Genomic DNA, 26,693 nt, shown 5'->3' on the forward strand with positions numbered 1-26,693 from the left:
AAAATCGCGATCAGGCTTCAGGCGAAAAGTTCGGCGGAAGACAGCCTGTCGGCAATGAAGCGGCAGAAGCGCGCCGCATCGGCGCCGTTGATGACGCGATGATCGTAGCTGAGAGACAAAGGCAGCATTTGCCGCCAGGCAATCCCGCCGTCGTCAGCCGGAACCGGAACGGGCCGCGCGCGGGTGACGCCCAGGATCGCGACTTCCGGCGCATTGACGATAGGCGTGAAACCGGTGCCGCCGATATGCCCCAGTGAGGTCAGGGTGATACAGCCGCCCGACATTTCCGCCATGGACAGGCCCTTCGTTCGTGCCTTCTCCGACAAGGCTACGATTTCCTCCGCAATCTGCGTCACGGACTTGCGGTCGCAGTCGCGGATGACAGGCACCAGCAGACCGCCGGGCGTATCGACCGCCACGCCGACATGCACATATTTCTTGAGCGTCAGCGTGGCGCTCGCCGGATCGAGCGAGGCGTTGAACTGCGGAAAGGCAGCCAGGCCATCGGCCAGCGCCTTGACCAGCAGCGGCACTGCCGTCAGCTTTGTGCCGCCACCGGCATTATGGGTCTTGCGCCTTTCCTCCAGGGCCGTGATGTCCGCCTCATCCTGATGAGTGACGTGCGGAATGGCGACCCAGTTACGACCCAGGAACGCCGCGACGAACTTCTGGATCTTGCTGAGAGGCCGCTGCTCGACCTCACCGAAGACCGAGAAATCGCCCGTCGGCCAGGGCGCAAGGCCTGCGAGCAAATCGCTCATATGTGCTGGGATCCCGTCGGCTTGAGAAATGTGAAGCGGGGGCTTTCCAAATCTATGGAGTCGGTCAACTGCATGGTCGGGGCCGCCGCGAAGACGCTTTCCAGCAAGGCCGCAGGATCATTCGTCTCGACCTCGTAATCGGCAACGAACAGGCCGGTTTCGGCTCCGCTCATGTCCAGTTCCCTGTACCGGGTGCAGGACAATATGCCCGGCAACCGGCACATCTCGGCGGAGTGAACATCGTCGTACCAGCGGTCATATTCCGCCTCGCGCCCGGATACCGCGCGCGAGGTCACATGCAGGATATAACGCATGCCGATTACTCGATCGTCGCCAGTAGGGTGCCGACTTCGTAGGTTTCCCCGATCTGGGCAACGATCTTGAGGGTGCCGCTGGCGGGGCTTTCCACTTCCTGCGTGGATTTTTCCGATTCCAGCGCATAGAGCGGCTGGCCCTCGACGGCCTGGCCGCCATCTTCCACCAGCCATTCGGCCAGCGTGCCTTCATTCATCGAAAAACCGATCTTGGGCAGCAATACTTCAACAGCCATGGAAAACTCCCTGCGCGATATTAGGACTTGATGATGGCTTCAGCAGCCGCGACGATGTCCGCGGTCTGCGGGGCAAATGCGGTTTCCAGCGGCTTGGAGAACGGAACGGGGCAAAATGCGCCGCCCAGCCGCTTGACCGGAGCTTTGAGCTTGCCGAACAGTTCCTCGTTCAGCACGGCCGCGATTTCCGCGCCGGCGCCAAAGGGCGTCACCGCCTCATGCACGATGATGGCGCGGCCGGTCCGGGCGACGGAGTTCACCACCGTTTCCTTGTCCCAGGGCGCGATGGTGCGCAGGTCGATCAGCTCGGCGGAAATGCCTGCCTCCTTCAGCTTCGCGACGGCGGGCATCGCCTCCTGGATCATGCGCGCATAGGCGATGATGGTGACGTCGCTGCCTTCGCTCAACACATTGGCCTTGCCGATGGGTACGCGATGGCCCTTTTCCGGCGCTTCGGCAGGTGTCCAGTAGGTCGGCAGATTCTCGATGAACAGGACCGGATCAGGATCATCGATGGCGCTGCGCATCAGGCCATAGGCATCCTTCGGGCTGGAGGGCGCGACGACCTTGATGCCCGCGGTATGCGCGAACCAGGCTTCCAGATAATCGCAATGCTGCCCGCCGCTGGCGAATCCCGTCCCCGTCATGGTGCGGATGACGATCGGCACATGGGTCTGGCCACCCGACATGAAACGCAGCTTCGCGGCATGGTTCACGATCATGTCCATTGCCACGGTCGTGAAGTTCATCAGCATGATCTCGGCAATGGGCTTGAAGCCCACCAGGCTCGCGCCGATGGCCGCGCCGATGATCGCCTGTTCGGAAATGGGCGTGGAGCGCACCCGATGTTCGCCAAAGCGCGAGGAAAGCCCCCTGGTGACGCCGCACACGCCGCCCTCCTCGGGGTCGGCCAGATCCTCGCCAAGCGCGATGACATTGTCATCCTCTTCCATCGCGTCGGCAATGGCGGCGTTGATGCCCTGGAGGATATTTGCCTTGGCGGCCTTCACGGCATTTTCAGGGGCCATTGTGGTCTCGGCGTTCATCAGGCCATCTCCTCCGCGAACACGTCGCGCTTCAGTTCCTCCACGCCGGGGAAGTCGCTCGCCAGAGCGAATTCGACCGCCTCGTCGATCTCCTTCTCGATGGCCGCTTCCATCTCGGCCAGTTGCTCCTCGCTCGCGACGCCTCTTTCGATCAGCGACGCGCGGAAGCGGGGAACGGGATCGTTCGCCATTGCATCGGCCTTGCGCGCCTTGTCCATATAGGCGTCGGCATCGCCGAAGACGTGGCCAAAGAAGCGATAGGTCATCGCCTCGATCAAGGTCGGCCCCTCGCCGGCGCGGGCGCGGGCGATCGCCTCGTTGGCGACGGCGTACATTTCGAAGGGGTCGTTGCCGTCCACCCGCACGCCCGGCATGCCATAGGCGGCGGCACGATCGGCTACCTTGACGTTGCTGGTCTTGTCGTAGGCCGTGTGCTCGCCCCATTCATTGTTCTGGCAAACGAAGATCACCGGCAATTTCCAGACGGCGGCCAGATTGAGCGATTCGTGGAATGCGCCGATATTGGCGGCGCCATCGCCGAAGGAAGCGACCGTCACGCGGCCATCGCCGCGCAATTGGGAGCCCCAGGCCAGGCCATTGGCGATCGGCATGGTGGATCCGACGATGCCGGTCGTCACCATGATGCCCTTGGTGGGATAGGTGACGTGCATCGGACCGCCCTTGCCCTTGCAGGTGCCGGTCGTGCGACCGGCGACTTCCGCCCACAGATCCTTGAGCGGCAGGCCCTTGGCAAGCTGGTCATGGCTGCCGCGATAGATGGTGCAGATATAATCCTGGTCGGTCAGATTGACCGAAATGGCGCTGGGGATCACCTCCTGACCGCGCGGGCTGTAATAGGGCATGACCAGCCGCCCGTTCATGATGACCTTCCGCGACCGTTCGTCATTCGCCTTGATCAGCGCCATGCGGCGGTAGATTTCTATCTGGGTCGCCGCATCGGGGGTTGCCCTGTTGGTCATTTTCAGACGTCCTTTCGAAAGGCCGGATTCTTGCTATACGGCGTCCAGCATCTGCCATGTTTTGCCCGGCATGAAAGCCCCGGCCGATCCATATCGCAATTGTGAAGGATGCGGCGCGGCCGTCATTCCGATTGGGGGCGCCGCGCGCGCAGTTCGATCCGCCCCTTGCCGAATGGCGCATCGCGATTGGTCAGCGCCTCCTTCAGCCCTTTTTCCGCCATGTCCTTGCGGAACTGGCTGCGGCGTGGACCAGTGCTGAGATGCGCGCGGGCGTCCAGTTCGGCGGCGTAACGCAGGGACTGCTTCGCGCCGGCCAGTTCCATCTGCGCATTGACGACGCGCTTGTGCGTGGCGAGTATCTCGGCGTCGACGCTGCCGATGCGGCGCACCATTTCATCGGCCTCGAAATCCAGTTCCGCCGCCGGATAGGCCTCCAGCACCAGGCCGATGCGCGCCGCGTCGATGCCGCTGATCGTGTCGCCCGTGAACAGCATGCGCTTGGTCCACTGCGGTCCGCAATGGTAGAACCACAGGTTCGTGGGCGGCGTGCCATTCGCGCGGGCGGCGGGAAAGCCGATCTTCGCATCATCCGCGGCCAGCACGATGTCGCAGGAGAAGGCCAGGTCCGTGCCACCAGCCAGGCAATTGCCCTGAACCTTCGCCACGATCGGCTTGTGCAGGTCCAGCATGATGGAGGTCAGTTCCTGTTGCCGTTCCAGGTTCCAGATATCGTCATCGATCGTTCCTGCACGGCTGCGGTAATCCGCCGGATCATATTCCGTGGACGCGTCGGCTGCACCGCCATAGCTGTCCGTCAGATCATAGCCGGCGCAAAAATCGCGCCCTTCCCCCGAAAGCATGATGACGTTGGCGTCGCGCCGGTCGTCCGCTTCCAGCAGCGCCTGATGCAGTTCCTCGAGCGTCTGACCCGACAGGGCATTGCGCTTTTCAGGGCGATTCAGGGTGATGCGGGCCACGTTGTCGCGCACCGCAAAGCTGATGCAGTCCGTCGATTTCAGCCATTTCATGCCCATATTCCGCTCTCCGAGGTCATCATGGCCCAGCATAGCGCGCCATGTACCGCGCTGGCGATGCCTTCCGGCCGGTCTATCGGTCATGTGATCCTTGCCCTCCGCCCGTCTTGCCCCCGACGGGCGTCCGGGGCAGTCCTGCCGGATCATGCAGAACATCGGAGGAGAACAGGCGAGGATGGTGGCGGGCTTCCATCGGCTGAAGCAATTGGACGAAGTCATGCGGGCCTTCGATCCCGTCTACGTGCGCCAGGAAGCGGAAGACTATGTCACCCTGGGCTTTCGCGTCGGACCCCAGCACTGCAATCCACGCGGCAATTGCCATGGCGGCACCTGGGCGACAATGGCCGATGTCGTCATGGGCCTGAATGTCGGCTTCATCACCGGGCTGAGCGGACCGACCGTTTCGCTCAGCATCGATTTCCTGGGCGCCGCCGTCGAGGGACAGTGGGTCGAAGGGCGGGCGGAAATCCTGCGCTGGACGCCCAACCTTGCCTTCGCGCAATGCCGCTTCAGCGCGGACGGTGAGACAGCGCTGCGCGCCAATGCGATCTTCCGCCGCAAATCCCTGGCCTATTCCGACTTTGAGTCGCTGATCGCGCATTCATCGAACGATATGGAATGAGGAGAGCATCATGAGCCGTCTGACAGGCAAGGTCGCAGTGATCATGGGCGCGACCCGCGAAGGCAATATGGGGCAGGCGATCGCCAAACGCTTTCTTGAGGAAGGCGCGCATGTCGTCGTGTCAGGACGCGGCAGGGAGGGACTGGACGCGTTCGCCGCCGCGACCGGAGCAACCGCCATAACGTGCGACATACGCAGCCGCGATCAGATCCAGTCGCTGGCGGATGCCGTGCTGACGCAGCATGGCGCGATCGACATAGCCGTCAATGCAGCCGCGATCGGCTTTCTCGCGCCCTTCGAGGAGGAGACGGAGGAGCAGATCGATTCGATGCTCTCCATCATCTTCAAGGGCGGAATGTTCTTCATGCAGGTGATGGTCGGGGCCATGAAGCGCGAACGCCGGAACGGACGAGGCGGCGCGATCATCAATATCTCCTCGGCCGTGGCCGACATCATGTCCGACGATCATTGCAGCTATATGGGCGCCAAGGCCGCGCTCAACCATATGACGCGCTTTGTCGCATATGAATATGGCAGGCATGGCATCCGCGCCAACATCCTTGCGCCGGGCCTCACCATCACGCCGATGCTGGGCGGCTTCAACGTGCCGGGCATGGTGGAAGCCTATGCAAAGGAATACCCGCTGGGGCGGATCACGACGGTGGAGGACATCGCCAATGCGGCCCTGTTCATGGCCAGCGACGAATGTTTCATGACGGGCCAGACTTTCCATGTGACCGGCGGTCTGACGCTGCGCCGCAATCCCACGACGGAGGAGATCATGGCCTCCATCGCCGCCCATGGAGACACGCCAGGGCCCATGTGAACAGCGGTGCAGGGTCGCGCCGCAGGCCTGACCGCCGGCGGCGGGCGATCAGACTGGCGATGATCCGAGGGCGAGGCGGCGGCGACATTGACTTGCACCATGTTGGGGCGGGAAGCTGATGTCCAATCACAGGAGAGGGCGGGAATCGTGAACCAGCCATCCGGCACGGTGCAGCCGAATATCTTATGCAGGAAGAAGTCGGGACCGGAGGATTTCATCCCGAAAGAAGATTATGTCAGCCGCGATTTCGCTCGTCTGGAGCAGCAGCGGCTCTGGCCCCGCGCATGGCAGATGGCCTGTCGTGAAGAGGAAATCCCCCGCGTCGGTGATTATGTCACTTACGACATACTGGATGAATCCATCATCGTCGTGCGCGTCGCGCCTGACCGGATAGCCGCCTATCATAATGCGTGCCAGCATCGTGGACGCCGGCTGACGGAGGGGTGCGGCCACGCAGCCCGTCTGTTCTGCCGCTTTCACGGCTGGTCCTGGAAACTCGATGGAACGATCGCCCATGTCGTCGACCGGGACAATTGGGACGGCAGCCTGAAGGACGAGGACGTCGCCCTGCCGCAGGTCAGGGTCGATCGCTGGGGTGGTTTCGTCTTCATCTGCATGGACGGGGATGCCGAGCCCCTGCTTGATTTCCTGGCCCCCATTCCTGAGGTATTCCGCAACTATCCCTTCGAGAAGATGCGGTATCGCTGGTACAAGCGCACCGGAATCGATTGCAACTGGAAGACAGCGCTGGAAGCCTTCAACGAAGGCTATCATGTCCAGACCACCCACAGCCAATTGCTGCCGGTCCACGATGATGAGGCACTGTCCTTCGCCGAAGGGCGGCATGGCAGCTACCAGCTTGCGCCGGGGCGCATTTCCCTGGGCGAACGATCGCCACGTCTGGCCAGCGTGCGGGTGGATTATCGCCGCAATGTCCGGGATTTCGTCCTGATGCTGGAGGAGGATCTGAAAGCCTCCATCCCGCCACATATGTCGGAACTGGCAGACAGGCTTGTCGATGAGTTGCCCGAGAACGCATCCCTGCTCGACGTTCTGATGAAATATGGGCAGATCGCCTTCGAGGCGGCGCAGGAACGCGGCATCCCCTTCCCTTCGCTGACGCCGGAAGAGATCGCGCGCGCGGGAGCCGACTGGCATCTGTTCCCCAACATGGTGTTCCTGCCCGCACCCGACGCGATGCTGGCCTATCGCGCACGGCCGGACCGGAATGATCCTGAACGATGCATCTTCGAAGTCTATTCGCTGATCCTCTATCCCGAAGGGCAGGAGCCGCCGCTGGAGCGGCAGGCCTTCGGGGATTGGCGCGATCATGACGGCTGGGGCCTGATCCTGACCCAGGACTTCGAGAATATGACCGAAGTGCAGCGGGGCATGCGTTCCACGGGCTTCAAGGGTTCACGTACAAATCCGGTGCAGGAGCGCAGCGTGTCGAATTTCCACCGCGCGCTGCGGGAGTTCATCGACCCCGGAACATGAAGATCAAAAGGAGAGAATATGGCGGGCAGATTAAGCGGCAGGGTCGCGATCGTCACCGGCGGCGGCCAGGGCGTGGGTCTGGGCATCGCGCAGGTTTTCCTGCGTGAAGGGGCGAGGGTGCTGATCACCGGCCGTACCCCCGACAAGCTGGAAGCAGCCGTCGCCGGCCTTGCAGCCGATGGCGGAGAGGCGGCCTGGATCGCGGGAACCGCAGGCGTGCGCGCGGATGCGGAGGCCGCCGTCGCGAAGGCGGTCGAACTGTTCGGCGGGATCGACATTCTGGTGAACAATGCCCAGACGTCGAAGCCCGGCACCCTGTTCGAGGATACGGACGACGCCCTATTCGCGATGACGATCGAATCCGGTCTCTATGGAACCTTCCAGCATATGCAGGCGGCCGTCCCCCATATGAAGGAGAAGGGCGGCACGATCATCAACTTTGGTTCCTATGAGGGCATTCACGGCGGCATCGGCTTTGCCGCCTATGCCGCGACCAAGGAGGCCATTCGCGGCCTTTCCCGTACCGCAGCCCGGGAACTGGGCAAGTACAAGATCCGCGTCAACGTGATCTGCCCGGCCGCGCTCAGCCCCATTGCCCAGCAATGGGTCAAGGATTTCCCGGAAGAGGCGGAGAAGGTGATGAAGCTGGTCGCGCTCGGCTATCTCGGGGACTGCATGGAGGACATCGGACCCGCCGCGCTGTTCCTGGCGAGTGACGACAGCCGCTATGTGACGGGACAGACGATCAACGTCGACGGCGGACAGATGATGTTATGAGCGGCGCACTTGATTTCTCGGGCCGCACCGCGATTGTCACCGGCGCGACCAAGGGCCTTGGCCGCGCCTATGCGCATTGGCTCGCGGCGCATGGTTGCGCCGTCGTGGTGAGCAACCGCAAGGCGCCGGACGGCTCCTCATCGGCCCGGACGGTGAGCGAGGAAATCGTGGCGGCGGGCGGCCGGGCGGTCGCGCATGACGGACCGGTGCAAACGCCGGAAGCCGCCGAGGAGATGGTGCGGATCGCCATCCAGCATTTCGGCACGCCCGACATTTTCATCAGCAATGCCGGCGTTCAGGCGTTCCGAGACTTCGGCAGCGTCACACTGGACGAAATGAATGCGCTGCTGGAGATCAACCTTCACGGCGTGCTGGTAGGGTTGAAGGCCATATGGCCGGCGATGGCGGAGGCGGGATATGGGCGTATCGTGCTGACCGGTTCCAGCGCGGGCTTGTGGGGACAGGTCGGCTCGGCCGATTACGCGGCGTCCAAGGCGGCGATGGTCGGAATTGCGCGTTCGCTGACCATCGATGTTCCCACGGGGGCGGACATATGCGTCAATGTGATCGCTCCCGCCGCCTACACGCCCATGTCGGCAGGCAGCATTCCAGCCGAGTGGGCCGGCTATGCCTCACCCGATCATGTCGCGCCGGTCGTCGGCTGGCTGTGCAGCGATCGATGCAGCACTTCGGGCGGCATCTACCATGCGGGCGCAGGCAATGTCCGCCGTGTGCAGATATTGGAAGGCCCCGTTCATCAATTGTCCGAGGGCGATATCGACAGCGTGATGCGCGGTTTGACCGCGCAACCCGAATGGACCAGCTCTTTTGCTTCCGGCGCGGAGATCATGCCGGAACTGGTGAAGGCGATGACAGCATGACCATAGATTTTTCCGGCCAGGTGGCCATCGTGACGGGAGCAGGTGGCGGCATGGGGCGCGCCTATGCGCTGGAACTGGCGCGCCGCGGCGCTGCCGTCCTCGTCAATGACTATGGCGGAGGCGTTTTGGGCGAGCAGAATGGCAGTGCCGCGCCGGCCCAGGCCGTGGTGGATGAAATAATCGCGGCTGGCGGACAGGCCATTGCCAATGGGCTGGCGGTGGGTACGGCGGGCAATGCGCGAGCGATCACCCAGGCGGCGCTGGACGCGTTCGGACGGATCGACATTCTCGTCAACAATGCCGGCACGGCCATTGCCGGCCCCTTCACCGCGTATGATGACGACGCGATCGAGCGCCATTATGCAACCAACCTCATTGGCGGCCATCATCTGATGCGCGCAGCATGGCCGCACATGGCGGAAAACCGCTATGGCCGGATCCTCAACGTCAGTTCCAACGGCGCACTGGGCGTGGGCGGCAATGCCCCCTATGGCGCGGCCAAAGCAGGCATGCTGGGCCTGACTCTGGATGCCGCGATCGAGGGCAAGCCGCTCGGTATTTTGGTGAATGCCGTGATGCCGACATCCTATTCGCGACTGGTGGAGCAGATCCCTGATGCTACCACGGTCGCCTGGTTCCGCGATAATCTGCCGCCGGAAAAGGTGGCGGCGGCGATGGCCTGGTTCCTGAGCCGCGATTGTGCGGCAACGGGCCGCATCCTGCTGACCGGCGGCGGCCGCCTGTCGAGCCTGATCTTCGCCGAGACGGCAGAGATTTTCGATCCGGAGATCAGCGCTGAACGGGTCGCCCAGCGGATCGGGGAGATATGGGACGAAAACCTGCTTACCCCCGTGCATAACCAGGCGGAGGCAGGCGCGCGCTATTTCCGCCACCTGCCCTGGACGGCGGCCGCCACACCTGATTTTGGCCCGGACGTCGAGCGAGGCTGAACTGGCGCCTTCTCCCCTCGGGTGGAAAGGCCCTGTCCTTCGACGCCGCATTTGCGCATTGCGAATGCGGCAAGATCAGGCGCGCCGGCGTCCGTGCAGGGTGATGTAGATGGCTGTGCCGATGATAAGGGCAGAACCCAGATAGGTTCCGGGCTGCGGCCATTCGCTGAACATCAGATAGCCCAGCGCCGTGGTGAAGAGGATGCGGACATAGTCGAGCGGCCCCATCAGGCTCGCCTCTCCCAAAGTCATGCCGCGAATATAGCAGGCCTGCGTCACGACGCCGAGTACGCCCATGGCGACCAGCAGCAGCGCATCCTCTGCCGTCGGGGTCCGCCAACTGCTGAAGGCCAAGGGCGCGGTGAAGATCAGGCCCAGCAATGTTGACCAGGTCAGCAGCGCCAGGTCGCTATGATCCCGCGACATCTGCTTCACGCTGATCACTGACCAGGAGACCAGCAATGCGGCAAGCAAGCCCTGAACGGCCGCCCAGCCGATCAGCGAATGAGCGGAGCCCGGCGCGATGATGATCAGCACTCCTGCAAAACCGACGAGCGTGGCGAAGAGCCGTTGCCGATCCAGCCTTTCGCCCAGCAAAAGGGCGGCCAGCGGGACGAGGAACAGGGTGCGGGTGAAGGACAGCGCGTTGGCTTCGGCCAGTCCCAGAAGGTGAAAGCTGTTGAAGGCGAGGATGATCGACAGGCTGGTCGCCGCGCAACGCAGGATCATCAGCATCGGTCGACGTAGCGTGAAAGCATTGCGGGGTTGCCGCAGGATGAAGGGGGAAAGCGCGATCAGGCCGACCCCCTGCCGCACGAAATTCTGCGTTGCCGATGAATAGTCGTCGCCCAGCAGCTTCACCAGAGCCATGGCGATGCTGTAGGCGAAGCCAGAGGCCAGCATCCACAGCGCGCCGCGCGCATTGTCGTGATAGCCTTGTCTGCCGCTGTCCATTCCGCCGCGTTAGAACCTCTCGCACGGGGTGGACAGATTATTCGGCAAGCATCGGTCCGTTGATGGCGAGGCGGAAGGAACCGACAGACGAAATCGCCCTGTTCGCCCCTACCGACAGTCATCGGCGCCGGACCCGAAAGTCCGGCGCCGATCCCCCGGCTTAAAATTTATAGGACAATTCCGCGCCATAGGTTCGCGGTTCGCCATAGACCGAGGAAATATAACCGGCCTCATTGTAGATGCCGATCACGCCCACCCGATAATAGCTCTTGGTCAGATTGTTCACGAAAGCCGCAGCGCCCAGCCCGGTGCCGAAGATATTGTCCCATCCCGCGCGCAAGTTCACCAGCTCATAACCCGGTTCCGCGCCCTGCACGTCATTCTTGTCGAGGTGCTGCTTGGTCCGATAGCTGATATTGGCATTGAGGTTGACCGCGCCGGCATCGCCCGACAGCGGGATTTCATAGCTGACATTGGCGCCCATCTGGTGATGGGGCGAGCCGACCAATTCAAATTCGCCCGGCTGGCGGCCGCTGGTGATATCGACCCCGACATAGGAATAGAAGGCGCTGATATTGAGCGGACCAGCGATAAGGCCCAGTTCCAGCTCTCCGCCATAGTTCTTCTGACGGGCGGTATTGTCGATGACGGTGTTGACATTGCCGGCACTGTCGATCGACGATGTCTGCTTCTGGACGTTCTTGTAGTCCTGGTAGAAGATGGCAAGATTGCTGGTCAGCGTGGCGCCGCCCAGGGCATGGCGCGTCTTGAGCCCCACCTCATATTCCTGCACCGTTTCCGGATCGAAGGGCTTCAATTCTTCGGTGGATGCCGCGCGCAACGAGAAACCGCCGGAGCGGAAGCCGCGACGGGTCGAAATATAGGTCGTCAGATTGGCATTTGGTTCATATTGCAGCGTGACGTCCCAGGTGACGGCATCCCATTTCTTGCTGTTCGTCTGCGGGCAATCGGCCAGCGACGAAGGCACGAAGGAGGTCGTGCCGGTATCCACGCGGAACAGGCATGTGCCCAGATTGGGATAATAGGCAAAAACGCGCGCATTGCGCTTGTCGGTCGTATAGCGAAGGCCGGCGGACAGCTTGAACTGATCGGTAAAGGCGTAGGTGCCGGCCGCGAACAGCGCGAACGTCTTCGCCTTGCCGCTACCCGCATAGGCGTTGAGGAAAGTCGCCGCGGGCGTATTGAGCGGCAGTCCCGCGCCGACGATAGCCAGTTCCGGGAACTGGCTGGACGTGGAACCGTCCTTCCCCTTTTCCACGAAATAATAAGCACCCAGCACATAATCGAGCCGGTTCTCTATCGCCTTCCCCTGAACCTGGAACTCTTCGCTAAACTGCTCGATACTGCGGTAGCGATTGGAATTGATAAGATAGGCGGGCACGCCGTCCAGATCCATGACCTGATCAAAGTCCAGTTTGCGGTAGCCGATGATATTCTTGAAGGTGATATTGTCTAGGCTGTATGTCGTGCGGTTGGTGATGCCCCTGTTCTTCAACCTTTCAAACGGCTGGGTCTGGTAGGCGTCGAGCGTGCCGCCGGTGCCCGATCCGGAAGCGAAGGTATAATGCGGACGCGCCTGCTGCGCCGCGAACTGCCCCACCACATCCGAGACGGGAAAGCCGAACCCGCGCAGCACCGTATATCCGGCGATGGCGGGCGCAGCAGGATTGGCAGCCGTACCTACCAGCGCCGTGCCATGCTCATTCGTCTTGATATAGTCGACGATCGTATTGGATTCGAATTCAGGCGTCGGCGCGAAGCGGATTGATGTACGGAAAGTCTTGTAATTCTGGTCGTCATAGTCGCGACCGGTCAGCACATCCGTCGTGAAGCCATCGCGTTTCCTGATCTTGCCCGCGAAACGTACCGCCAGGCCTTCCGTCAGGGGTACGTTCACCATACCGTAAATGTCGTGCATGTCATAATTGCCGACCTGCCCACGCAGTTCGGCATGAAATTCGTCCACCGGCTTGTTGGGTTCGATCAGCACGGCGCCGCCGGTCATGTTCCGGCCGAACAATGTACCCTGCACGCCCTTCAGCACCTGGGTCGATTGAAGATCGTAGAGCGCATAGGCAAAGCCGACGCTGCGGGCCTGGACCACTTCGGCGAAATAGGTGCCGACGGGCGGGTCGGTGAGCAGTTGCGATTCCTGGGTACGTTGACCGCGAATGGCGAAGCCTAGTTCGTTGCGGCTTGTGCCCTGATTGGTCAGGCTGAGCGAAGGTACGCGGCTTTGCAGCCCGAGTGCGTCGCTGACGCCGCTTCGCGCGAGCGAGTCGCCGCTCACGGCGGTGATCGAAATCGGCACATCCTGCAAAGCTTCTTCGCGCCTGCGCGCGGTCACGACGATGTCGGGCACCTGGACGCCCGACGCCTGCGGCGCGGCATCCTGCGCGGCGGCGGCTGTAGCGAAGAGCGATGTAGCGGCAAGCAATGCGGACCGGAACATGGTCATCCTTCCTCTCCTGATCGTCCGGCACCACGCCGGCACGGCCGCTTTTGCGGCTCTGGAAAAGGATCATGTAGAAAGGATAGTTTTACTCAATCGTTACGATGGCCAGAGCAACATTCATCGCAGCCATGATATTTTTCAGGGGGCCGCCCTCAGCGTTCCACGATCAGGGCATGGCCCGCCAACGGGCCTATCCCCACCACGCCGCCGTCGACCGCCAGTTCCACACCGTTGACGAAGCGGGCCTCGTCGCTCGCCAGGAACAGCACGGCCTGCGCCACGTCCCAGGCATCGCCCTCGATGCCGAGAGGGCTGACCCTTCGGCGCATCTCCCGCATCTCGTCCGACATGTAACGGGCCGCGTGGGGGGTCATGACATGACCCGGTGCCACCGTATTGACGCGGATGCCGTCGCGGCCATGCAGGACGCCAATCTCCCGGGATAGCTGCGCCATCGCTGCCTTGGACGGCCCATATGCGATGGCGCCCATGGCCCTGATCCCGGCCAGCGAGGAGATGTTGATGATGGACCCGCCGCCGTTGCGCGCCATATGCGGGACCGCCGCCTGGCTCATCAACATCGCGCTGGTCAGATTGGTGGTCATCGTCCGGTTCCACTGGTCCAGCGTCATCGTTTCAAGCGTGGCGGGACCGGATATGCCGACATTGTTGACCAGAATATCCAGCTTGCCGAATGCGGCAAGCGCCGCATCGACCAGCCTGGCGCATGCTGCCGGGTCGGCGACATCGCCGTCCATCGCCAGGGCATTTCCGCCATTGGCTTCGATCCGCTCGGCAGTGGTTTGCGCCCGCGCCGGGTCAAGATCGGCGCAAACGATCCGCGCACCTTCCGCACCCATCAGCAGGGCAATGGAACGGCCAATGCCGATATCATCGCCTTCCGCGCCCGCGCCGGTCACTATGGCGACCTTGCCGGCCAGACGGTCATAATGGCGTAACGGTTCCGGCATGCGGCCTCTCTCCTCAGTCTGCCAGGCAGATGGACCCAAAGGGCACGACCCGTCCAGCGTGCTATGCCGCTGTTCGCGCAGGGCGCGAAAGATTGACAGGGAGAATTTGCGCATATACCGGCTGTTTTCTCTCAGTCATGGCCTTTGATTTTGCTCTTGTCGCGCTGCCCGGCGCCTATTCCAGCAGCGTCGGTGCGCTGGTGGACAGCTTCCTGATCGCCCGCGATCGGGTGGAACATGTTTTCGCCGGGGAAGAGCAGCTGCGCATGGAGACGCAGCTTCACATTCTTTCCGCAGATGGGGGACCAGTGGTGCTGGGCGACGGCCGTTCCTTTCCGGTCGACGGTCCGGCGAACAGGGACGATCCGATGGCGTTCATCTGGCTGCCTGCCTTCCGTGCCGGAGGACGCGAACTGCTGGAACGCCGCCTGGCAGAGGCAGGCCCATTGATCGACTGGCTCCATCGCCAGTCGAAACAGGGGGCAGTGATCGGGGCGAGCGGAGCAGCGTCAACCCTGCTGATGGCAGGCGGCTTCACTGCCGATCTCGCGGTGCCCGTCGCAAGGGCGATGCAGCCGCTCACGCGCACCCTGTTCCCGCGCCAGCCTTTCGAGGAGCGGTTCGGGCTGGTCGATCACGGCCATCTGCTGATCGGCAACGGCATGGGCAACGACCTGCAACTGATCATCCGGGTGCTGGAGCGGATGATCTCCCCCGATATCGCCCGCTGGCTCTCCTCGATCATAGGGCAGGATTATGAGGAGAAGGAACTGCTGGCGCCCGATCCGATGGTCGCGAGGGCGCAATTATGGATCGAGCAGCGTTTCACCGGACCGATCAACATGGCCGAACTGGCCAGGCATCTGTCGACGAGCCCCGCCACCCTCAATCGCCGATTCCACAGGGCGCTGGGCCTGTCGCCCAAGGCCTATGTGGGGCAGCTCCGCTTCCAGGCGGCGGTACGAATGCTGGAAAAGTCCACGCGCTCGGTCGATCGGATCGCGCAACTGGTCGGCTATTCGGACAGCCGGCTGTTCCGGGCAATGTTCCGTCAACATGCCGGCATGACCGCAAGTGAATGGCGGGCGAAACCGCGGCAGACGTGAGGCCCGACTGACAGGCCCCTTGCCGATGGCAAGGGGCCTGAGCCTGATCAGTTGTTGCTGCCCACGGCATGGTGGGCGGCGATCCATCCGAAGATGAAGGAGGCGCCTATGCTGGCACCCGCCGCAGGGTAGCAGCGGCCCATCACCGATGCCGTCGAATTGCCGGTGGCGTAGAGACCATCGATCACCGATCCGTCAGCGCGCAGGACACGCGCATTCTCGTCGGTCACAATGCCGCCGGACGTACCGACATCGCCGGGCACGATCTCCATGACATAGAAAGGCGGCTTGTCGATCTTGCCCAGATTGGGATTGGGCTTGACCGTCGGGTCGCCGAAGCAATTGTCATAACCACGCCCACCGCGATTGAAGTCCAGATCCTTGCCGGTTTCGCAATAGCCGTTGAACTTCTCGATCTCCGCCTTCAGGCCAGCCGGATCGATGCCGGTCATGCGCGCCAGTTCCTCTATCGAATCCGCCTTCTTCATCATGCCGCTGTCCAGCCAGGACTGAGGGGTCTTGCCGGGCGGATAATAGCCCCAGGCATAGCGCTTGCGGTGGCGACTATCGAGGATGACATAGGCCGGCACGTCATTCCGGTACAAACGCTGGCCGTTCTCCATATAGGAGCCGCTTTCGTTCAGGATGCGGCGGCCATGACGGTTGACGATGATGCAATGCGGCTTGGAAATGTCGGTATTGTGCATGTTCGCCGGGCCGCCTTCGGGCAGCATCGTCCCCGGAACCCACCAGGCCTGGTCCATCAGATCAAGCGCGGCGCCATGTTTTTCGGCGATCTGGATCAATTCCCCGGTGTCGCCGGGATTGGCGTTTGTCCATTCGACCGAACTGGGCTGCGGCCCATATTTCTTGCGCATCTCCGCATTGCGCGAAAAACCGCCCGCATTGATCAGCACACCGTCGCGGGCGCCTATGCGCAGAGTCCTGCCGCGATGCTCGGCAAGAACGCCGATTATCCTGCCGTCCTCCTCGATCAGTTCGGTGATGGGGTAGTCGGTGCGCATGTCGACGCCGGCCTTGTCCGCCAGCATCAGCAGGCGACCTTGCAACGCGCCGCCAAAGCTGAGTATCGGCTTCCCGCGCCTTGCCACGACCCGCATGCGCCACAGCAGCTTCAATCCCTCCCACATTCCGCGGGGGGTGCGCGTCGCGAGGCCGATAATGCCTGCCTTGTCCGTCGGCAGCGGCATCACCATCGGCCCGAGGCGCAGCTTGTCGAACAGCGGCCCCATCTCGCGCGCGTCCAGCATGGGTGCGCCGATAGAGCGGCTTCGGGTCACGCCGCCGGGCCGGTCGTCATAATAGTCCGACCAGCCTTCGGTATGGAGCCATTTCATGCCCTGCTCTTCCAGCCATTTCAGCATGACCGGGCCGTTGCGCAGATAGGCTTCCTTCCGTTCCGGCGTGGCGCCCGGCCCGCCATCATTGCCGACGGTCGCATCCATGTAGGTGCGCGCCATCTCATGGCTGTCCTTGATGCCCTTGGCCTTGATGATGTGGTTGTTGGGCACCCACAACACGCCACCGGACATCGCGGTCGAACCGCCCAGCTTGTCGGTCTTCTCCAGGATCAGCGGCGTCTTGCCGATCGATTTCAGATACAGCCCGGCCGCCATCGCCCCGCCGCCCGATCCGATGATGACGAAGTCGGCGACCTCGTCGAACTTCGTCTCGTCCATTCAGTCCACCTTCCCGACATATTCGTGATAGACGCGGTGGAAATTGCTGATCTCCACCTCCTGTACCGGATTGGTCCGGGCCGCCTTGAAGGCCTGCGACTTCATGCCCTTCTGCACTTCCTCCATATTCTGGAAGTCCTGCTCCAGGATGAGGCCCCAGTTGAGGGCGCGCCACTTGCCGTCACTGCCGTCGCCGCCATCTTCCACCTCGACCTTGGGTTCGGCGCCGGGTGCGTAGCGCTCCAGCACATTGACCTCGAAGATGCACTTGTCGGGATCGTCGCCATAAGGACGTGCGCGGTAGAACAGCACGTTCGTCGCCTGTTGCAGGAAGACAAGGTTGGGGAAGATGTTCCAGTCCGTCCCCGCCTTCATCAACTGCTCGCCGGTGATTGCGGGGAAGGGACGCCCGCTCTTGGCCGATTCCTCCGCATGGAACTGGGCGAATGCCCCGTACATGGTGAACGGATCGACCCCTTCGGGCAATTCCATCAACCGCCTGCCCGCTGCAAGCATCTCCTGCGTGGTGGTCGCCTGCAACGTGTCCCAGATTTCCTTGTTGAATTCGTAGAAACCCTTGCGGATGTCGCCGCTCTGGTCGCTGATGCGCGGGCTGGGCAAGCCGAAAAGCGCGGTCGGCGCATAGCCGAACATCGCATGTTTCCCATAGGCCTTCGAATAGGTGTAGTCGTCCTGATAGGCGAGCAACTGCCGGTGCGTCGTCTGCACATGATAGCCCTCCATGAAGGCTTCCTGCGCGGTCTTCCAGTTGCAGGGCATGACGATGCGCTTGCGCCAGGCATAGCGCATATGCTCGATCTCGAACGGGTCGAGGATCGTCTTCGCCTCGCCCAGGAAATCCTCCAGGCTTTCGCTGTCCGGGTCCATATTGATGAAGACCCAGCCGCCCCATTGCCCGACCTTCACCCTTTGCAGGGTGACGTCCTCATCAGGCAGCGCTTCGCCCCAGTCGTGCCGATCGACGATCTCGGTCGGCTTTCCATCAAGGCTCCATTGCCAGCCATGATATTTGCAATGGAACTTGCCCATCCGGCCGCAGCCTTCCGTCAGGCGGCGTCCCCGGTGAGGACAGACGTTGAAATAGGCCGCGATCGACCCGTCCTTCTGACGGACCACCGCGATCGACTCATCCGCGATATCGTAGGTGTAGAAATCACCCGCATTGGGGATTTCCTCCGTGCGGCAGGCCATCTGCCAGACCCGGGGCCAGAGCCGTTCCTTTTCCAGCCGCACATAATCGCGCGAGACATAGGCGTCGACCGGGATGCGATCGGCCGTCACCTCGGCTTTCTGCCTCGACATGCTGATCATCTCGTTCATTGTCCGATCCTCTCCTTGGCGGGACGTTTCGATTTCCGACCTGTCAGCCCTTGGCCGATCAGCCTTTTGCGGGTCCCTGGGGGAAACGCATGTCGAATACGCCTTCCGCAATACGGTTGAGCAGCACTTCTATCGCACCGCCGGCAATCATCCACCCCCGCGTGCGGCGAAGGCAATATTCGACCAGGCTGTCCTGACTATAGCCCGCGCCGCCCATGATCTGGATCGCTTCGTTGGCGCATTCAAAACCGGCGCGGTTGCATGCCACCTTGGCAATGGCGGTTTCTTCCGGCGAAGGCAGGCCCGCATCCGCATTCGTCGCCGCACGATACAACAGCAATTGCGCCGCATCGAGTTTCAGCTTCATTTCCGCGAACTTCCACTGCAACCCCTGGAATTCGCATAGCGCCTTGCCGAACTGCCTGCGCGTCTTCGCATGCTCGACCGCCGCGTTGAACGCGTAACGGCCCAGTGCCAGGCTGCGCGCCGTGTTGCCGATGCGTTCGACATTGAAGCCGGCCATCTGCTTCTTGAAGCCGCCCGGTCCCAGCAATACCTTGTCCTTGGGCACATAGACATTGTCGAAGAACAGCGGATTCCATTCCTCGCCCGACAGGAAGCGTATCGGCTTGCCGAAGGTGAAGCCCTCCTGCCCGCGCTCGATCAGCACCGATCCGATATTGCCGGTGCCGGGCCCATAACGGACATAGACCAGGAACACGGTCGCATGGGTGCCGTGGGTGGTGAATATCTTCTGCCCGGTGATGCGATAGCCGTCACCATCCTCCACCGCCGTGGTCGTCAGTTCGGTCACGGCGGAACCAGCATTGGGTTCCGTCATGGCGACCGAGATCAACCCCTCGCCGCGCAGCAAGGGTGCCAGATATTGTTCCTTCTGCGCGTCCGTCGCGAACTGGGCAAAGGTGCGGATCGCGCCGAAATTGCCGGCCTGCACAACATCCGCAGAACGCGGGCACACCGATGCGACCGTTTCGATCGCGATGACGGCGTCCATCAGGCTTCCGCCCAGACCGCCCTTGTCCTCCGGCACGGTAATCCCGATCAGCCCCTGTTCGGCCATCATCCTGGCGACGTCCCACGGATAATCGTCGCTGTGCGCGCGTTCCAGCGCTCCAGTCGCCAGATGGCGCTGCGCGAACGCGGCTACTGCGTCGCGGAACATGGTTTGCTCTTCATTCAAGTCGAACTGCATCGCTCGCTTCCCATAGGGCGGCTCAATATGCCGCGGATAAACTGCTATCCTCGACCTAATCGGGGATGGCCGCGATGCGAAGATTGCAGGTACGATCCTTCACATTCACGATACATCGCCTGCGCCGCCGCCGCCAGCTTGACAGTTGCGGCCGGCAAATAGCTTGTGGGAACAGATTTCAGACGCATTTTACAAGACAGGGCCACACATTCCAGCCATGACCCAGATCAACGAAAAGATCTCCATCCGCATCGAAGGCGATATCGGCTTCATCGTCAGCGACAATCCGCCCGTCAACGCGCTGGGCATCGGCGTGCGGCAGGGCCTGGTCGGCGCGCTGGAAGAACTGAACGCCGACCCGGCGGTGAAGGCGATCGTGCTGTATTGCGCAGGCCGCACCTTCTTCGCGGGCGCCGACATCACTGAATTCGGCAAGCCGCGCCAAGCACCCACCTTGCAGGACGTCATCGCGGCGCTGGAAAGTTCGGCGAAGCCGGTTGTCGCGGCAATCCACGGCACCGCGCTGGGCGGCGGGCTGGAGACGGCGCTGGGTTGCGCCTTCCGCGTCGCGATCCCGTCCGCCAAGGTCGGGCTGCCCGAAATCAACCTTGGCCTGTTTGCCGGCGGCGGCGGCACGCAGCGACTGCCCCGGCTGATCGGCCCGGAAAAGGCGCTGGAACATGTGCTGTCCGGCAAGCCGGTGGGAGCCGCGCAGGCACTGGACCTGGGGATCGTCGATGCCGTACAGGACGGGGATCCGGCCGCTGTGGGCGCCGCCTTCGCCCGCCGGGTGATCGACGAAAACATGCCCGCCGTGGCGGTTCGTGACCGTGATGAGAAGCTGGCGGCGACCCGTGCCGATCCGTCAGGCTTCGACGCGCTGGCAAAGAAGCTGACGGCGCGCAGCAAGGGACAGGCGGCACCACAGGCCAATATCGATTCCATTCGCCGTTCTTTCACCTTGAGCCTGGACGAAGCATTGGCGATCGACGCCGTCGCCAACCGCGAGTTGATGGCGGGCAGCCAATCGCGCGCCTTGCGCCACCTCTTCTTTGCCGAACGCGAAGCTGCGCGGATCCCCGGTCTGCCGGAGGGGGCAAAGGCGCGGCCCGTGAAGAAAGCCGCGATCATCGGCGCGGGGACCATGGGCGGCGGCATCGCCATGTGCTTTGCAGGCGCTGGCATTCCCGTGACCGTGATAGACACGACGCAGGAGGCGCTGGACCGCGGCCTGGAACGCGTGCAGGGCAATTACGCCACATCGGTCAAGCGCGGGTCGATTGCGCAGGCGCAGATGGACGACCGTCTTGCGCTGATCACCGGCGCCACCGACCGCGGCGCGGCGGCCGATGCCGACATCGTGATAGAGGCGGTGTTCGAGGATATGGGCGTCAAGAAGGAGATCTTCGCCGACCTTGAAAAACGGGTGAAGCCCGGCACCATCCTTGCCTCCAACACATCGGCGCTCGACGTGGACGAGATCGCGTCGGTGCTGGAACGGCCGCAGGATTTCGTCGGCATGCATTTCTTCTCGCCAGCCAATGTCATGAAGCTGCTGGAAGTGGTGGTCGCCAGGCACAGCAGCCCCGATGCGATCCTGACCGCGATGGCGGTGGGCAAGGCCATTGGCAAGGTGCCGGTCTGGTCCGGCAATTGCGACGGCTTCATCGGTAACCGCATGGTCGCCAAGCGTTCCGCGCAGGCTGAACGACTGCTGCAGCAGGGAGCGTTCCCCCAGCAGGTTGACGCCGCGCTCACCAATCTTGGCTTCCCCATGGGCCCGCTGACCACGAACGACATGTCCGGCCTCGACATCGGCTATTCGATCCGCAAGCGCCGGGGAACCCCCTTCCCCATTGCCGATGCCATTGTCGAGAGCGGACGGCTGGGGCAGAAGACAGGCGCGGGCTATTACCGCTACGAACCGGGCGATCGCACCCCCTATCCCAATGCCGAGACGGAAGCGCTCATCATCGCGACGTCGGAAAAGCTGGGCATCACGCGCCGCGACATTCCGGAAGAGGAAATGGTGCAGCGGCTGCTGTTCCCGCTCATCAACGAGGGCGCGCGCATCCTGGAGGAAGGGATCGCGCTGCGGGCGTCCGATGTCGACCTGGTATGGATCAACGGATATGGCTGGCCCCGGCATCTGGGTGGCCCCATGTTCTATGCGGATGAAACCGGCCTGGCGACAATCGTCGCCAAGTTGCGCGAGATGGCGGCCGAAACGCCGGGCGATCCATCGCTGCAACCCGCCGCCCTCCTGACGGAGCTGGCGGACAAGGGCCAGAGCTTCGCCGAGTGGCAGAAGAACCGCGCCGCGGCCTGAACGGAACGAAACGAAACAGAGAATATCACAGGGATTTTCCGGAGACTATCATGAGCGACAACGAGTTTCAGCGCGACATCGACTATAGCGAGTTCGACTTCTTCAAGGTCGAAATCGGCGAGGACGGCGTTGCCGTCGTGACGATGAACAATCCCGACAAGCTGAACGCGGTGGGACCGCATAATCATTGGCAGCTCGAGGATATCTGGCTGAAGCTGGCCCGCGACGAGCGGATCAAGGTCATCGTGCTGACCGGTGCGGGCAAGGCCTTCTCCGCCGGGGGCGACATCAAGCTGATGGCGGAGCGCGCCCAGACCGAATACGGCCTGAAATATGCCTTGCGCGTGCCGATCAATACGCTGCGGATCTGGGACCAGATCCTGATGACGCCACAGCCGATCATCGCGGCGGTGAATGGCGACGCCATCGGCCTTGGCACCTCGCTCTTCGCCTTCTGCGACATGAGCATCGTCGCGGAGGACGCGAAGCTGGGCGATACCCATGTGCGCGTCGGCCTGGTGACGGGCGATGGCGGCTCCGTGATGTGGCCGCTGCTGGTCGGGCCGCAGAAGGCCAAGGAATATCTGATGCGCGGCAAGCTCCTGAACGGCAAGAAGGCGGAGGAAATCGGCCTGGTCAACTATGCTTTCCCCAAGGAACAGGTGCTGGAGGAAGCGCTGAAGATCGCGCGCGAGATCGCCGGGCAGCCGATGTGGGCCGTGCGCTGGTCAAAGGCGGCTGTCAACAAGTGCATCCGTGATCAGGTGAACCTGACGGGCGAACTGTCCATCGCCTATGAAGCCATGACGATGCTGACGCAGGACTACAAGGCGGCGACCACCGCCTTCGCCAACAAGGAAAAGCCGGTCTTCAAGGGATATTGATCGCCATGCCCGCCTATCGCGACGCGGACAGCATTCGCGCCGTCGCCGCGATCGGCGGCGGCGTGATCGGGAATGGCTGGGTCGCTGCCTTTCTGGGCAGCGGCCGGGCGGTGCGCCTCCATGATCCCATGCCGGGGGCCGGCGAACGCACCATCGCCCATGTCGCGGGGGCATGGGACCAGATGGTCGAGCTGGGCCTTGCGAGCGCGGGCGATGACTGGGCCACGCGCTTTTCCGTCCACGATAGCCTGACCGACGCACTGGCGGGCGTGGATTTCGTGCAGGAAAGCACGCCGGAACGCACCGACCTCAAGCAGGCGCTGTTCGCCGATCTCGACCAGCTGGCGCCTCCGGACGTGCTGGTCGCGAGCAGCACGTCGAGCCTGCCCATCACCGGGTTGCAGGCCGGGCTTGCGACCGCCGATCGCTTCGTGCTGGGCCATCCGTTCAACCCCGTGCACCTGATCCCGCTGGTGGAGGTAGGTGGCGGCGAAGGTACCACCGGGGAAGCCGTGGACGCCGCCTTCGCGCTTTACGCCGCGATGGGCAAACAGCCGATCCGGTTGAAGCGGGAGATATTCGGCCATATCGGCAACCGGCTGACCGCCGCCATGTTCCGGGAAGCGGTGCGGCTGGTGGCGGAGGGTTATGCAAGCGTCGGCGACATCGACAAGGCGATGAAGCACAGCTTCGCGCTGAAATGGGCCATCCAGGGTCAGTTCACCACCTTCCATACTTCGGGCGGCGCTGGCGGCCTCGCCGAATTCCTGCCGAAATTCGCGCCGGGGATCGTGAAGCGCTGGGAAACCATGGCTGATCCGCCGCTGGCCGATCCGGCGTTGCAGACGATGCTGGTCGAACAGATGGAAGAAGCAGCCGCCGGCCGAAGCGTAGCGGAAATCGCCGCCTGGCAGGATGAAAAGTTGATGCAGATGCTGAAGCTTCTTACGCGGGACAATGATCAATAACAGCCGAAAGTCGACGAAAACCATCCCACCCACCAGAGGCGCGCCATGTTAATATGGCCCCGTCCCGGCGCCTCCGGAGGTTGACCGGCCCGAGTGGAGAGGAAGGAAGAAATGAGCGTCGATGTAATCAATCGCCCGGAAGCTGAAGACCTGGATGTACAGGATGTCGTCGCGGCGGGCGAACTGGAAAGCTGCAACCATCTGCTGGACGATCCCGAAGCGCTCAACCGCTTCTATGAGGAGAAGGGCTATATCCTGCTGCGCGGCGTGTTCGATCAGGACAGTGTCGCCCGCGCCCGCGATGAAATGCTGGCCGTGGCCGCCCAGATGGGCTTGGTCGAGCCGGGCGATCCCACGGGCAAATGGACCGGCAAGCCGTCGGTGGGGGGCATGGAGGAAAGCGACCTCTATGCCGGAATCGCCGCCCGTCTGATCGAAGATCCCGCCAATCAGGCAGTGATGGAAAAAGTGCTGGGAGAGCCGGCCTGCTCCGTACCCATCGTGCAATATCGAACCTATCCGCCCCGGAGCAAGCTGGGCACGGTGCACCAGGATGGCTTTTACAGCCCCGGCATCCAGGACTATCGCCCAGTCTGGATATCCCTGACCCCTTGCACGCGCGACATGGGCGGGCTGGCGCTGGCGGTGGGCCAGAACAAGCGCGGCTATTTCCACAATGTCGGCAAGCCCAATCCTTTCCCGATCCCGCGCGACGTGATCCCGGCCGAAAGCTGGGCCACCACGGATTATATGCCCGGCGACGTGCTGGTCGTGCATCCCTGCACGCCGCATTGCGGCCTGCCCAACAATAGCGACCGGCTGCGCGTCTCCTTCGACTCGCGCGTCCAGTCTGCCGCCAACCCCAGCGCCATCGCCGCGACGGTGAAGTCCTTCACCCCGACGACCGTGACCGTGGATGCCGACCGGATCGGCGAAGTCACGCTGACAATCGACAAGGACAGCTATCTGCGCCCGATCAATCCGGGCGTGCGCGAAAGCTTCGACGATTTCGTCAATTATATGAAGGCCGGCATGCGTCTGGTCGTCGTGCGCGACGGCGACCGCGCCGTCATGCTTCGCAAGGCGGCCGAAGGATGAGGGCTGGAGCGCGCTGCGTTAGATCCGGGTCATGCAGCGCGCTCTATGCTTTTGATGTCGCATCGTTTTTGCGCAAAACCGGTTCCCACTTTTGCGCACGATCCTCTAGATGACGAACGATGCCGTGAAGCTGTTGACGCGCATGTTCGGCTTCACGGCAGACGGCCGGCAACATCCCGATGTTTTCCCTGTCGGGGAGCAAGGCCGGCCTTCCCCGGCGGACTATTTCCATCCGGACGTGGTGCACAGCCTGTTCGGCCCGAGCGGTACGAAGGAGACGCTGGTCGGACGCGAAGCCTTTCTCCGTTTCGCCGCGTCCTGCGCGGAGGCGCTGGAAGAACGGCACGACGAGATCATCGCCATAACCGGCATCGATCGGGAATGCGCATTCGTCCAAGCCCGCGCTTATCGCCGGAGCGCAGCGAACGGCGAGGCGATCCATTATGAATGGGCCATGCTCTATCGCGTCGAGCAGGAGCTAATCACCTATGGCGCCGACATGCTGGATGCCGCAGCGCAAGCATTTTGGGCGCGGGTCCGGTCCGCATCGGCCGGCTGAGGTCATGGCACGCCCATGACCCCATGGAACCTGCTTCAGGCGACAGGATAAACGCCGCGCATTTTCGCAAGACGGGCAAGGTGCCAGTCCCTGTCGCCCAGCAGCGCGTCAATGGCGGTCAGCCGCTTGAAGGCGTGGCCCACCTTATATTCGGCCGTGATGCCGATCGCGCCGTGCATCTGCACCGCCTCCTGACCGATGATGCGGCCGGACTTGCCGATCTGCGCCTTGGCGGCTGAAATGTTGCGGCTCCGCTGATCGGCATCGATGTCGAGCGACAGCGCCGCGAGGATCGACATGCTGCGCGACAGTTCAAGCTGCATCAGCATTTCGACGGCGCGATGCTGAAGCGCCTGGAAACTGCCGATGGCGACACCGAATTGCTGGCGGGTCTTGAGATAGTCCACGGTCACGTCGAACGTCTCGGCCATGGCGCCGACCGATTCCGCGACCAGGGCGGCGGTCGCCTCCTCGAACACGTGGGAGAGGATGTCCTCCCCCTGCCCCGGCGCGCCGATGAGGGCTTCGTTCGCTACATGGACGCCCGAAAGGGCCACCGTGGCGACTGGAACGCCGTCATAGCCGCGCTTGCCCTCCACCGTCACACCCTTCGCCGCCGCGTCCACCAGGAAGAGCGATAGCCCCTCTTCCGTCATTGCGCTGACGATGAATGTGTCCGCGCTCTGGCCGTGGATCACGGCGATCTTGCAACCGTCGATGGTCCATCCGTCGCCCGATCGCGATGCGGTCGTGCGCGCCGCCAGTATATGGCGCGGCAGTCCCTTCTCACTATGTGCCAATGCCAGGATGCGTTCGCCCGCGGCGATGCCGGGAACAATGTCCGCGCGCTGCCCCGCCGAGCCGCCATGGCGCAGCGCGCCGCCCGCAAGCACCACGGTCGCGAAATAGGGCTCGACCATCAGGCCGCGGCCCAGCGCTTCCATGACGATCATCATTTCCACGCCACCGCCGCCGAAACCGCCATCCTCTTCGGCGAAGGGCAGCGCGAGCAGGCCCATCTCCGCAAGCCCGGCATAGGCCTCCCGGCTCCAGCCATCGGCTGTCTTGAGCGCATGTTCGCGCTTCTGGAAGTCATAGGTTTCCGCCACGAAGCGCGTGACGGTTTCCTGCAACATCTTTTGTTCGTCGTTCAGGTCGAAATCCATGGCG

The 26,693-nt window shown here is 62.8% G+C and carries 25 protein-coding genes; 12 read left to right on the forward strand and 13 right to left on the reverse strand.

Annotation, left to right across the window (positions count from 1 at the left end; genetic code table 11):
* Positions 1 to 17 precede the first annotated feature (17 nt).
* From MRBLMC3_RS11510 to MRBLMC3_RS11535, 6 genes are all read right to left on the reverse strand, one after another.
* Positions 18 to 761 carry a 2-oxo acid dehydrogenase subunit E2 gene (locus MRBLMC3_RS11510; RefSeq protein ID WP_363828837.1) on the reverse strand — a complete coding sequence of 248 codons (744 nt, stop codon included), beginning with the start codon at positions 759 to 761 and terminating at the stop codon, positions 18 to 20.
* On the reverse strand, positions 758 to 1,075 hold the full coding sequence (locus MRBLMC3_RS11515; RefSeq protein ID WP_208108001.1) for a DUF4286 family protein: 318 nt from the start codon (positions 1,073 to 1,075) through the stop codon (positions 758 to 760). The genes MRBLMC3_RS11510 and MRBLMC3_RS11515 overlap by 4 nt, the downstream gene beginning before the upstream one ends.
* A 5-nt stretch (positions 1,076 to 1,080) precedes the next feature.
* Positions 1,081 to 1,311 (reverse strand): biotin/lipoyl-containing protein, encoded by a 231-nt coding sequence (locus tag MRBLMC3_RS11520; RefSeq protein ID WP_363828841.1) that lies wholly within the window; start codon positions 1,309 to 1,311, stop codon positions 1,081 to 1,083.
* A gap of 20 nt (positions 1,312 to 1,331) precedes the next feature.
* Positions 1,332 to 2,357: an alpha-ketoacid dehydrogenase subunit beta gene (locus MRBLMC3_RS11525; protein ID WP_414714641.1), complete on the reverse strand. Its 1,026-nt coding sequence runs from the start codon at positions 2,355 to 2,357 to the stop codon at positions 1,332 to 1,334.
* Positions 2,357 to 3,337 (reverse strand): thiamine pyrophosphate-dependent dehydrogenase E1 component subunit alpha, encoded by a 981-nt coding sequence (locus MRBLMC3_RS11530; protein ID WP_363828844.1) that lies wholly within the window; start codon positions 3,335 to 3,337, stop codon positions 2,357 to 2,359. Before MRBLMC3_RS11530 ends, MRBLMC3_RS11525 begins: the two co-directional genes overlap by 1 nt.
* Before the next feature lie 122 nt (positions 3,338 to 3,459).
* Positions 3,460 to 4,455 carry a crotonase/enoyl-CoA hydratase family protein gene (locus MRBLMC3_RS11535; RefSeq protein ID WP_363828847.1) on the reverse strand — a complete coding sequence of 332 codons (996 nt, stop codon included), beginning with the start codon at positions 4,453 to 4,455 and terminating at the stop codon, positions 3,460 to 3,462.
* A 91-nt stretch (positions 4,456 to 4,546) separates the two neighbouring features.
* Here MRBLMC3_RS11535 and MRBLMC3_RS11540 point away from each other — a divergent pair, with 91 nt between their 5' ends.
* The 6 genes from MRBLMC3_RS11540 to MRBLMC3_RS11565 all read left to right on the forward strand — a co-directional run bounded on the left by MRBLMC3_RS11540 (position 4,547) and on the right by MRBLMC3_RS11565 (position 9,924).
* On the forward strand, positions 4,547 to 4,993 hold the full coding sequence (locus MRBLMC3_RS11540) for a PaaI family thioesterase (protein ID WP_363828850.1): 447 nt from the start codon (positions 4,547 to 4,549) through the stop codon (positions 4,991 to 4,993).
* Positions 4,994 to 5,003: 10 nt separating this feature from the next.
* Positions 5,004 to 5,819, forward strand: a complete 816-nt coding sequence (locus MRBLMC3_RS11545) for an SDR family NAD(P)-dependent oxidoreductase (protein ID WP_363828852.1) — start codon at positions 5,004 to 5,006, stop codon at positions 5,817 to 5,819.
* Between the two features lie 147 nt (positions 5,820 to 5,966).
* Complete coding sequence (locus MRBLMC3_RS11550; protein ID WP_363828855.1) at positions 5,967 to 7,316, forward strand: aromatic ring-hydroxylating dioxygenase subunit alpha; 1,350 nt, start codon at positions 5,967 to 5,969, stop codon at positions 7,314 to 7,316.
* Between the two features lie 18 nt (positions 7,317 to 7,334).
* A complete protein-coding gene (locus MRBLMC3_RS11555; RefSeq protein WP_133651291.1) occupies positions 7,335 to 8,093 on the forward strand; it encodes an SDR family NAD(P)-dependent oxidoreductase in 759 nt (252 codons plus the stop codon).
* Complete coding sequence (locus tag MRBLMC3_RS11560) at positions 8,090 to 8,974, forward strand: SDR family NAD(P)-dependent oxidoreductase (protein ID WP_363828857.1); 885 nt, start codon at positions 8,090 to 8,092, stop codon at positions 8,972 to 8,974. The genes MRBLMC3_RS11555 and MRBLMC3_RS11560 overlap by 4 nt, the downstream gene beginning before the upstream one ends.
* Entirely contained in the window at positions 8,971 to 9,924 is a 954-nt protein-coding gene (locus MRBLMC3_RS11565; protein ID WP_363828860.1) for an SDR family NAD(P)-dependent oxidoreductase, read from the forward strand. The genes MRBLMC3_RS11560 and MRBLMC3_RS11565 overlap by 4 nt, the downstream gene beginning before the upstream one ends.
* A gap of 75 nt (positions 9,925 to 9,999) precedes the next feature.
* Here MRBLMC3_RS11565 and MRBLMC3_RS11570 read toward each other — a convergent pair whose 3' ends face one another.
* The 3 genes from MRBLMC3_RS11570 to MRBLMC3_RS11580 all read right to left on the reverse strand — a co-directional run bounded on the left by MRBLMC3_RS11570 (position 10,000) and on the right by MRBLMC3_RS11580 (position 14,325).
* On the reverse strand, positions 10,000 to 10,878 hold the full coding sequence (locus MRBLMC3_RS11570; RefSeq protein ID WP_133651294.1) for a DMT family transporter: 879 nt from the start codon (positions 10,876 to 10,878) through the stop codon (positions 10,000 to 10,002).
* Positions 10,879 to 11,038: 160 nt separating this feature from the next.
* Positions 11,039 to 13,357 carry a TonB-dependent receptor gene (locus MRBLMC3_RS11575; protein WP_363828863.1) on the reverse strand — a complete coding sequence of 773 codons (2,319 nt, stop codon included), beginning with the start codon at positions 13,355 to 13,357 and terminating at the stop codon, positions 11,039 to 11,041.
* A gap of 149 nt (positions 13,358 to 13,506) precedes the next feature.
* On the reverse strand, positions 13,507 to 14,325 hold the full coding sequence (locus MRBLMC3_RS11580; protein WP_363828866.1) for an SDR family NAD(P)-dependent oxidoreductase: 819 nt from the start codon (positions 14,323 to 14,325) through the stop codon (positions 13,507 to 13,509).
* A 137-nt stretch (positions 14,326 to 14,462) separates the two neighbouring features.
* On the opposite strand from MRBLMC3_RS11580, the gene MRBLMC3_RS11585 reads away from it, so the two are divergent.
* Complete coding sequence (locus MRBLMC3_RS11585; RefSeq protein ID WP_363828868.1) at positions 14,463 to 15,431, forward strand: GlxA family transcriptional regulator; 969 nt, start codon at positions 14,463 to 14,465, stop codon at positions 15,429 to 15,431.
* A gap of 47 nt (positions 15,432 to 15,478) precedes the next feature.
* Here the strand turns inward: MRBLMC3_RS11585 and MRBLMC3_RS11590 are convergent, their stop codons facing one another.
* From MRBLMC3_RS11590 to MRBLMC3_RS11600, 3 genes are read right to left on the reverse strand one after another with little or no spacing between them, the layout of a single operon-like run.
* On the reverse strand, positions 15,479 to 17,131 hold the full coding sequence (locus MRBLMC3_RS11590; RefSeq protein ID WP_363828871.1) for an FAD-binding protein: 1,653 nt from the start codon (positions 17,129 to 17,131) through the stop codon (positions 15,479 to 15,481).
* On the reverse strand, positions 17,132 to 18,472 hold the full coding sequence (locus MRBLMC3_RS11595; RefSeq protein WP_363828874.1) for an aromatic ring-hydroxylating oxygenase subunit alpha: 1,341 nt from the start codon (positions 18,470 to 18,472) through the stop codon (positions 17,132 to 17,134).
* 58 nt (positions 18,473 to 18,530) lie between these two features.
* Positions 18,531 to 19,685 (reverse strand): acyl-CoA dehydrogenase family protein, encoded by a 1,155-nt coding sequence (locus MRBLMC3_RS11600; RefSeq protein ID WP_133651300.1) that lies wholly within the window; start codon positions 19,683 to 19,685, stop codon positions 18,531 to 18,533.
* 217 nt (positions 19,686 to 19,902) lie between these two features.
* On the opposite strand from MRBLMC3_RS11600, the gene MRBLMC3_RS11605 reads away from it, so the two are divergent.
* From MRBLMC3_RS11605 to MRBLMC3_RS11625, 5 genes are all read left to right on the forward strand, one after another.
* Positions 19,903 to 22,014 carry a 3-hydroxyacyl-CoA dehydrogenase NAD-binding domain-containing protein gene (locus tag MRBLMC3_RS11605; protein ID WP_363828877.1) on the forward strand — a complete coding sequence of 704 codons (2,112 nt, stop codon included), beginning with the start codon at positions 19,903 to 19,905 and terminating at the stop codon, positions 22,012 to 22,014.
* A 50-nt stretch (positions 22,015 to 22,064) separates the two neighbouring features.
* Positions 22,065 to 22,898, forward strand: coding sequence for an enoyl-CoA hydratase/isomerase family protein (locus MRBLMC3_RS11610; protein ID WP_133651301.1), 834 nt, complete (start codon positions 22,065 to 22,067; stop codon positions 22,896 to 22,898).
* A 5-nt stretch (positions 22,899 to 22,903) separates the two neighbouring features.
* Positions 22,904 to 23,866 carry a 3-hydroxyacyl-CoA dehydrogenase NAD-binding domain-containing protein gene (locus tag MRBLMC3_RS11615; protein WP_363829446.1) on the forward strand — a complete coding sequence of 321 codons (963 nt, stop codon included), beginning with the start codon at positions 22,904 to 22,906 and terminating at the stop codon, positions 23,864 to 23,866.
* A gap of 111 nt (positions 23,867 to 23,977) precedes the next feature.
* Positions 23,978 to 24,964 carry a phytanoyl-CoA dioxygenase family protein gene (locus tag MRBLMC3_RS11620; RefSeq protein ID WP_363736208.1) on the forward strand — a complete coding sequence of 329 codons (987 nt, stop codon included), beginning with the start codon at positions 23,978 to 23,980 and terminating at the stop codon, positions 24,962 to 24,964.
* 109 nt (positions 24,965 to 25,073) lie between these two features.
* Positions 25,074 to 25,523 carry a nuclear transport factor 2 family protein gene (locus tag MRBLMC3_RS11625; protein WP_363828880.1) on the forward strand — a complete coding sequence of 150 codons (450 nt, stop codon included), beginning with the start codon at positions 25,074 to 25,076 and terminating at the stop codon, positions 25,521 to 25,523.
* A 35-nt stretch (positions 25,524 to 25,558) separates the two neighbouring features.
* On the opposite strand, the gene MRBLMC3_RS11630 is transcribed toward MRBLMC3_RS11625, so the two are convergent.
* Entirely contained in the window at positions 25,559 to 26,689 is a 1,131-nt protein-coding gene (locus tag MRBLMC3_RS11630; protein ID WP_363828882.1) for an acyl-CoA dehydrogenase family protein, read from the reverse strand.
* Positions 26,690 to 26,693: the final 4 nt, after the last annotated feature.

Origin of the sequence: Sphingobium sp. LMC3-1-1.1, from assembly GCF_040676285.1 — a bacterium.
In the GTDB taxonomy this organism is placed as follows: Bacteria; Pseudomonadota; Alphaproteobacteria; order Sphingomonadales; family Sphingomonadaceae; genus Sphingobium.

Bases quoted from the DNA above. Each gene is read 5' to 3' on its own strand.
- MRBLMC3_RS11610 (WP_133651301.1), top strand. From the start codon at position 22,065: ATGAGCGACAACGAGTTTCAGCGCGACATCGACTATAGCGAGTTCGAC.
- MRBLMC3_RS11575 (WP_363828863.1), bottom strand. From the start codon at position 13,357: ATGACCATGTTCCGGTCCGCATTGCTTGCCGCTACATCGCTCTTCGCT.
- MRBLMC3_RS11510 (WP_363828837.1), bottom strand. From the start codon at position 761: ATGAGCGATTTGCTCGCAGGCCTTGCGCCCTGGCCGACGGGCGATTTC.
- MRBLMC3_RS11565 (WP_363828860.1), top strand. From the start codon at position 8,971: ATGACCATAGATTTTTCCGGCCAGGTGGCCATCGTGACGGGAGCAGGT.
- MRBLMC3_RS11570 (WP_133651294.1), bottom strand. From the start codon at position 10,878: ATGGACAGCGGCAGACAAGGCTATCACGACAATGCGCGCGGCGCGCTG.
- MRBLMC3_RS11525 (WP_414714641.1), bottom strand. From the start codon at position 2,357: ATGAACGCCGAGACCACAATGGCCCCTGAAAATGCCGTGAAGGCCGCC.
- MRBLMC3_RS11615 (WP_363829446.1), top strand. From the start codon at position 22,904: ATGCCCGCCTATCGCGACGCGGACAGCATTCGCGCCGTCGCCGCGATC.
- MRBLMC3_RS11545 (WP_363828852.1), top strand. From the start codon at position 5,004: ATGAGCCGTCTGACAGGCAAGGTCGCAGTGATCATGGGCGCGACCCGC.
- MRBLMC3_RS11600 (WP_133651300.1), bottom strand. From the start codon at position 19,685: ATGCAGTTCGACTTGAATGAAGAGCAAACCATGTTCCGCGACGCAGTA.
- MRBLMC3_RS11580 (WP_363828866.1), bottom strand. From the start codon at position 14,325: ATGCCGGAACCGTTACGCCATTATGACCGTCTGGCCGGCAAGGTCGCC.
- MRBLMC3_RS11515 (WP_208108001.1), bottom strand. From the start codon at position 1,075: ATGCGTTATATCCTGCATGTGACCTCGCGCGCGGTATCCGGGCGCGAG.
- MRBLMC3_RS11555 (WP_133651291.1), top strand. From the start codon at position 7,335: ATGGCGGGCAGATTAAGCGGCAGGGTCGCGATCGTCACCGGCGGCGGC.
- MRBLMC3_RS11540 (WP_363828850.1), top strand. From the start codon at position 4,547: ATGGTGGCGGGCTTCCATCGGCTGAAGCAATTGGACGAAGTCATGCGG.
- MRBLMC3_RS11620 (WP_363736208.1), top strand. From the start codon at position 23,978: ATGAGCGTCGATGTAATCAATCGCCCGGAAGCTGAAGACCTGGATGTA.
- MRBLMC3_RS11590 (WP_363828871.1), bottom strand. From the start codon at position 17,131: ATGGACGAGACGAAGTTCGACGAGGTCGCCGACTTCGTCATCATCGGA.
- MRBLMC3_RS11625 (WP_363828880.1), top strand. From the start codon at position 25,074: ATGACGAACGATGCCGTGAAGCTGTTGACGCGCATGTTCGGCTTCACG.
- MRBLMC3_RS11630 (WP_363828882.1), bottom strand. From the start codon at position 26,689: ATGGATTTCGACCTGAACGACGAACAAAAGATGTTGCAGGAAACCGTC.
- MRBLMC3_RS11585 (WP_363828868.1), top strand. From the start codon at position 14,463: ATGGCCTTTGATTTTGCTCTTGTCGCGCTGCCCGGCGCCTATTCCAGC.
- MRBLMC3_RS11530 (WP_363828844.1), bottom strand. From the start codon at position 3,337: ATGACCAACAGGGCAACCCCCGATGCGGCGACCCAGATAGAAATCTAC.
- MRBLMC3_RS11535 (WP_363828847.1), bottom strand. From the start codon at position 4,455: ATGACCGATAGACCGGCCGGAAGGCATCGCCAGCGCGGTACATGGCGC.
- MRBLMC3_RS11595 (WP_363828874.1), bottom strand. From the start codon at position 18,472: ATGAACGAGATGATCAGCATGTCGAGGCAGAAAGCCGAGGTGACGGCC.
- MRBLMC3_RS11605 (WP_363828877.1), top strand. From the start codon at position 19,903: ATGACCCAGATCAACGAAAAGATCTCCATCCGCATCGAAGGCGATATC.
- MRBLMC3_RS11560 (WP_363828857.1), top strand. From the start codon at position 8,090: ATGAGCGGCGCACTTGATTTCTCGGGCCGCACCGCGATTGTCACCGGC.
- MRBLMC3_RS11520 (WP_363828841.1), bottom strand. From the start codon at position 1,311: ATGGCTGTTGAAGTATTGCTGCCCAAGATCGGTTTTTCGATGAATGAA.